3 protein-coding genes and 1 rRNA gene are annotated in these 6,447 nt (G+C 62.8%); 1 reads left to right on the top strand and 3 read right to left on the bottom strand.

The window, feature by feature from the left end; all coding sequences use genetic code 11:
• A 16S ribosomal RNA gene (locus tag EMQ25_RS15300) occupies positions 1-84 on the bottom strand; the annotation flags it as partial.
• A 1,117-nt stretch (positions 85-1,201) separates the two neighbouring features.
• Between EMQ25_RS15300 and EMQ25_RS15295 the strand changes: the two genes are divergently transcribed.
• A complete protein-coding gene (locus EMQ25_RS15295) occupies positions 1,202-3,169 on the top strand; it encodes a M23 family metallopeptidase (protein ID WP_158626105.1) in 1,968 nt (655 codons plus the stop codon).
• Between the two features lie 54 nt (positions 3,170-3,223).
• Here the strand turns inward: EMQ25_RS15295 and EMQ25_RS15290 are convergent, their stop codons facing one another.
• Both EMQ25_RS15290 and clpB read right to left on the bottom strand, forming a co-directional pair.
• Complete coding sequence (locus EMQ25_RS15290; RefSeq protein ID WP_127189458.1) at positions 3,224-3,565, bottom strand: VOC family protein; 342 nt, start codon at positions 3,563-3,565, stop codon at positions 3,224-3,226.
• Between the two features lie 91 nt (positions 3,566-3,656).
• The gene (gene clpB, locus EMQ25_RS15285) at positions 3,657-6,272 is read right to left on the bottom strand and encodes an ATP-dependent chaperone ClpB (protein WP_127189457.1); all 2,616 of its coding nucleotides are present in this window, start codon (positions 6,270-6,272) and stop codon (positions 3,657-3,659) included.
• Between the last annotated feature and the right edge of the window lie 175 nt (positions 6,273-6,447).

The raw sequence follows: 6,447 nt of genomic DNA, 5'->3' as shown, positions 1-6,447 counted from the left end.
CTCCCTCCGAAGAGGGCGTTCGACTTGCATGTGTTAAGCCTGCCGCCAGCGTTCGTTCTGAGCCAGGATCAAACTCTCAAGTTTGAAATCTGACTATAGTCGACGCATGCACGTTTGCATTGACGAGGACACACAACGCTCAAACACCAAAAGGCGTCCAAGCAAAAGTGTACCTCTTAAAGAAACGTAGCACCGTCGTTGTCGATTAAAACCAAACCAGAGCCTCAGCCCCGGCAGGTCTCGCAAGACCACTCGCCGTCCACGTTTCTCTTTCTTCAATCTTCACAATGTCAAAGAGCCGACCTCACAACCCCAAAAAGGAGCGTAACGTCATCGAAGGCAAAACCTCCAAATTCCGCAGAACACAACCTACCATCCGGTCACCCGGCAGCAGACCTGCCCTTTCAGAAAACCGCCAGACAGTGGGAGCAACTCGCTCAACGTCGCCAGCAGTGGGCGGGTTATACTCAGACCATCCGGCCCAGTCAACCCGGTTTTTTCGACTTTCGAAACTTTCGATCGTNACAACCCCAAAAAGGAGCGTAACGTCATCGAAGGCAAAACCTCCAAATTCCGCAGAACACAACCTACCATCCGGTCACCCGGCAGCAGACCTGCCCTTTCAGAAAACCGCCAGACAGTGGGAGCAACTCGCTCAACGTCGCCAGCAGTGGGCGGGTTATACTCAGACCATCCGGCCCAGTCAACCCGGTTTTTTCGACTTTCGAAACTTTCGATCGTCGAACCTGAGAACCAAATTTCGGCTTGATTATCAGGGGCTTGCTTTGGTCGTCACCGCGTTTCCGCGCCGGCGCCTCAGCGATGGGCGGCTTATACGGAGCCCTCCGAAACCTGTCAACACGCCAAATGACGAAAACGACACAAAATGCGATTCTGCGATTTGGAGATGCCACGCTCCCCTGAACCGGGCTCCTCAGATCCGCCTGATCCGTCTTCCCTGATCCGCATCCGGTATCCTGTGGCGACTATCAGCCTCCCTTATATGACGCGTGATCGTTCTGGCGCGCGCACCTTCAGAGCGCTCAAGGTCCAGGTAACCAAGTTTCGCCGCATTGTATGGCCATTGGGTAACCCCGTCGCGGTCTTGACTCGCATGCGAGCGCTTGCGATTCCTTTTCCGCCGTTTAGCGGCGGTCACGGGCCTTCGACACGGGTAGGGTCAGCTTCGTTAGGATCAGGGGTGAACCCAGCGCAACGCAATCGCCATGCCGCTCTGCTCAAGGCGAGCGGCTATGAGGATGGGCCGGCACTGACCGTGCAGTCGACCGATGGGGAAATCCCCCATGGTCGCGAGTTGAGCTTCGCCTGGCTCACCGGCACCGTGATGACGGGGCTGACCAGCGTCCTGCTCATGGGCGCGGCGCTCTACGTCTCCTTTGAGGGACAGGACACTTTTTCGACCGCCTATGAAGCGCTGAACGTCTATAATGTGGGTGCGCCCACGGCGACCGACCTGCGCAGCAAGACCGATCGCGTCCGGCCCATCGCGCAGACCCGCTCCGAGCGCGAGATCATCGAGGCTTCGATCCGCGAGAACGTCGACGGTCGTGACATGATCCGCCGCCAGCCTTTCGTGCGGCTCCGCGCGACCCTGGCGACGGCCGCGACTTCGCTATCGGATGACGTCCCCGGCTACGACCCCGTCGCCATCCTCAGCGCCAACGAGCCCATCACCGAAAGCGATGATGATGGCGGCGCGACCCAGATTTACAGCGCCGATGTAGATGTCGAGGGCGAAGTCTCCATCCGCCTCGCCGCGCTGCCGATGACCCTCGTGCCCCCGCGCGCGATCTCCGACCAGAGCGCCGCGCAGTTCGTGCGCATGAGCGTCGAGAACGTTTTTAGCGAAGGCCTGCTCGAAACCTCGCTCGCCTATGCGCCGGCAAATGAGGGCCTGCGCGATCTCGGCATCGTTTCGGGCAATGCGATTTCAGGCATTGCGGAAAACGTCACCGTGCTGCCCAAGACCACGCTCGCCGAAGAATCGGGGCTCGGGCGCACCGAGCGCATCCTGACTGTCCGGGAGGCGGCGCCGATCGAGGAGATTCTCCTCAAGAACGGCTTCACCAACCAGATGATTTCGGCGATCGGCGCAACGCTGCGGAACGTCTATCCCTCGACCACCCTGCCTGCCGGTGCCCGGCTCCGCATCCTGTTCGGGCCTTCGCGCACCTCGGACACGCTCATCCCCTACCGGATGAGCATATACGTCAACGACCGCGTCACGAATACCGACAAGCATGCGGTCACCGTGGCCCTTACCGATCGCGGGCAGTATGTGCTCGGCATCGCCCCGAGCGAAATCGAGTTTCCCGAGGAAGATACCGAAGAGATCAACGTCGCCAACCTGCCGAGCGTTTATCGCTCGATCTGGGAGACGGCGCGCAAGCACGACCTCGACGACGCCACTACCGAACGCATCATCGCGATGTTCGCCTATGATGTGGAAATGACGCGGCGCATCGCTCCGGGCGACACCATCGAAATCCTGCAGACGCCCGAAGACGACGCCGGTAACCGCGACCTTCTCTACGTCTCCATCAATCTTGGCGGTACCAAGCGCGAGCTCTTCCGCTACCGGACCCCCGATGGGGTCGTCGACTTCTACGATGCCGACGGCGAGACCGGGAAACGCTTCCTGATCCGCCGGCCGCTCGAGGGCGGCGGGCGGCTCTCGAGCCGATTCGGCTATCGCGTTCACCCGATCTTCAAGACGCGCCGGCTTCACACCGGCACCGATTTTGCCGCGCGCGCAGGCACGCCGATCTTTGCGGCGGGCGACGGCACCGTGGGCCGGGCACAATGGGTATCGGGCTATGGGCGCTATGTGGAAATCGAACACGTCAACGGTTTCGAAACCGCCTATGCCCATATGAGCCGTATTGCCGACGGTATTTCCCCCGGCACGCGTGTGCGCCAGGGGCAGATCATCGGCTATGTGGGGTCGACCGGCAATTCGACCGGCAACCACCTGCACTTCGAGATCAAGGTCAACGGCCGGTTCGTCGATCCCCTCAGCGTTCGCTTGCCCCGCGACAAGAGTCTGCCTCCTCAGTTCGAGCAGGATTTCCGCCAGTCGATCGCGCAGGTGCGCGACCTGATGCAGCGCGATCCCGCGCCGATCACTGTGGCCGACGGCTCGCGCTGAGCTCTGCGGCGGCAGCCCGGGCGCTTGCCCGATCGCAACCGCCTCGCGCTCGGGTCAGGCAGACGCGTCCCGATAGACCGCCAGTTCGACACCGCCCGGCTCGCGGAAATGAAACCGTCGTCCCCCCGGAAAATCGAACTGCTCCCTCGTCACAACGCCACCTGCGTTGCGGATCGACACCTCGGCGGCGTCGAGGTCACCGACACGGATGACCGGTAGCGGTGCCGCCACGCGGCCGACGCTCGAATCGATACCGGTCTCCAGTCCCGCGCCGCCAAGCCCGGCATAGTCAGGCCCGTAGTCGATCCGCGCCCAGCCGAAAGCAGCCTCGAAAAAAGCAACGCTCGCCTCGCCATCGGCACTCGGCAACTCGAGATAGTCGATCCGCGCATGCATCGATCATCACCAATATGTTCCTGATTTGTTCTAGATGGCAATTCAGGAATGGTCAAGGGGAGAAGCCATGGCCTCTCCCCTTGAACACCGTTCAGGCTGCGTCGCTGACCGTATCGCCTGCGATCGGGCGGAGGGACAGCCCCTCGCTGCCCACATCGACAAGAACGTTCATCCCATCCGAGATGGTGCCGGCGAGGATTTCCTCGGCGAGCCCGTCCTGCACCTGACGCTGGATCACCCGCTTGAGCGGACGTGCGCCATAGGCGGGGTCATAGCCCTCGTCGGCAAGCCATTGCCGCGCTTCGGGGGTCATCGTCAGCGTGATGTCGCGATCCTTCAGCAGCGCCTTCAACCGCCCGAACTGGATATCGACGATCGCGCCCATATGGCTGCGGTCGAGGCGGTGGAAGAGCAGGATCTCGTCGAGCCGGTTGAGGAATTCGGGCCGGAAGGCGGCCTTGACCGTATCGAGCACCTTGCCGCGAACGAGCTCCACCGATTCGCCCTCGCCGAGCTGGGAGAGATAGTCCGATCCCAGATTGGAGGTGAGAATGATCAGCGTGTTGCGGAAGTCCACAGTGCGCCCCTGCCCATCCGTCAGCCGACCATCATCGAGCACCTGCAGAAGGATGTTGAACACATCCGGATGCGCCTTTTCGATCTCGTCGAAGAGGATCACCTGGTAGGGACGGCGGCGAACGGCTTCGGTCAGCACCCCGCCCTCGTCATATCCCACATAGCCCGGAGGCGCGCCGATCAGCCGTGCGACGGAGTGCTTTTCCATAAACTCGGACATGTCGAGCCGAACCATTGCGGTCTCGTCGTCGAAAAGGAACTGCGCGAGCGCCTTGGTAAGTTCGGTCTTGCCGACGCCGGTGGGTCCGAGGAACATGAACGAGCCGATCGGCCGGTTCGGATCCTGTAGGCCTGCCCGCGCGCGCCGCACGGCCTTGGAGACCGCCGCGACCGCTTCGGCCTGGCCGATGACGCGACTGCCGAGCGTCTCTTCCATGTGAAGGAGCTTTTCCCGCTCACCCTCGAGCATGCGGTCGACCGGAATGCCGGTCCACCGCGACACCACCTGCGCGATATGGGTGGGTGAGACGACCTCTTCGACCATGGAGGCGCCCTCGGCAGCACCTTCCGGGGCCGATTCGGCGGCAACGATCCGCTTTTCGAGATCCGGGATCACCCCATAGGCCAGCTCGCCGGCACGCGCCAGATCGCCCCGGCGCTGCGCGATTTCGAGTTCGCTGCGGGCCTTGTCGAGCTCTTCCTTCAGCTTCTGGCTGCCGGAAAGCCTCTCCTTCTCGGCCATCCAGCGCTGTGAGAGCGACTGGGCGTCTTCCTCGAGACCGGCAAGATCCGCCTCGAGCCGCACGAGCCGCGCCTTCGAGGCCTCGTCGGGCTCCTTGCGCAGCGCCTCGCGCTCGATCTTCAATTGCATGATGCGCCGATCGAGTTCGTCGAGTGCTTCGGGCTTGCTGTCGACCGCCATGCGCATGCGGGCCGCCGCCTCGTCCATCAAGTCGATGGCCTTGTCGGGCAGGAAGCGGTCGGTGATGTAGCGGTTCGAAAGCGTTGCCGCGCTCACCAGCGCCGAATCCGAAATCCGGATGCCGTGGTGAAGCTCGTATTTCTCCTTGAGCCCGCGCAGGATGGAGATCGTATCCTCTACCGTGGGTTCATCGACGAAAACGGGCTGGAAACGCCGGGCGAGCGCCGCGTCCTTTTCCACATGTTTGCGATATTCGTCGAGCGTCGTCGCCCCCACGCAGTGAAGGGCGCCACGGGCAAGCGCCGGTTTGAGGAGGTTGGACGCATCCATCGCTCCATCCGCCTTACCGGCGCCGACCAGCGTGTGCATCTCGTCGATGAAGAGGATCACCTGGCCCTCTGCCGCGTCGATCTCGCTCAGCACGGCCTTGAGGCGCTCTTCGAACTCGCCGCGATATTTTGCCCCGGCAATCAGCGCGCCCATGTCGAGCGCGAGCAGGGCCTTGTTCTTGAGCGATTCGGGAACGTCGCCATTGACGATACGGATGGCGAGGCCCTCCGCGATCGCGGTCTTGCCGACACCGGGTTCGCCGATCAGCACGGGATTGTTCTTGGTGCGGCGGCTCAGCACCTGGATGGTGCGGCGGATTTCCTCGTCGCGCCCGATCACGGGATCGAGCCGGCCTTCGCGCGCATCGGCGGTGAGGTCCCGCGCATATTTCTTGAGCGCGTCATAGCCCTGCTCGGCCGATGCGGTATCGGCGGTCCGGCCCTTGCGGATGGCGTTGATCGCTTCATTGAGGGCCTGGGGCGTAACACCCGCGGACGCCAGAATGCGCCCGGCATCGCTGTCCTTTTCGACAACCAGCGCCAGAAGCAGCCGCTCCACGGTTACAAAACTGTCGCCCGCTTTCTGGGCCGCGCTCTCGGCGGTTTCGAAAACGCGCGCGAGCTCGCGCCCCAGATAGAGTTGGCCCGAATCGCCGGAGACGCTCGGGATTTTCGCAAGCCCGGCCTCGACGGCCGCACGGGCAGATTTCGCATCGCCGCCCGACCGGGCGATCAACCCATCGGCCATGCCCTGGTCGTCGTCGAGCAGCACCTTCAAAAGGTGCAGCGGGGTGAACTGCTGATGCCCCCGGCCCAGCGCCAGCGTCTGCGCCGACTGGATGAAGCCGCGGGCCCTCTCGGTGTATTTTTCGATGTTCATCGATCTCTCCTTTCGCGGCCGGCCCGCCCGTATGCGGCACGAGGCGCGGCGCCCTGGCCGGCGCCCATATGCGGCGCGCCGTCTTCAAGGGAGATATAGGTGCGGGCGGGACCGGAAAAAGAGGCACCGCCTCCGATCAAAGCAAAAAGGCCGGGCGCATGGCCCGGCCTTCTCA

It is taken from the genome of Arsenicitalea aurantiaca (genome assembly GCF_003994485.1).
Taxonomy (GTDB): Bacteria; Pseudomonadota; Alphaproteobacteria; order Rhizobiales; family Devosiaceae; genus Arsenicitalea; species Arsenicitalea aurantiaca.
The sequence above is the reverse complement of the archived record's forward strand: the minus strand, read 5'-3'. Positions and strand labels throughout refer to the sequence as shown.

Coding starts and splice junctions, on each gene's coding strand:
- EMQ25_RS15290 (WP_127189458.1), bottom strand. CDS start 3,565: ATGCATGCGCGGATCGACTATCTCGAGTTGCCGAGTGCCGATGGCGAG.
- clpB (WP_127189457.1), bottom strand. CDS start 6,272: ATGAACATCGAAAAATACACCGAGAGGGCCCGCGGCTTCATCCAGTCG.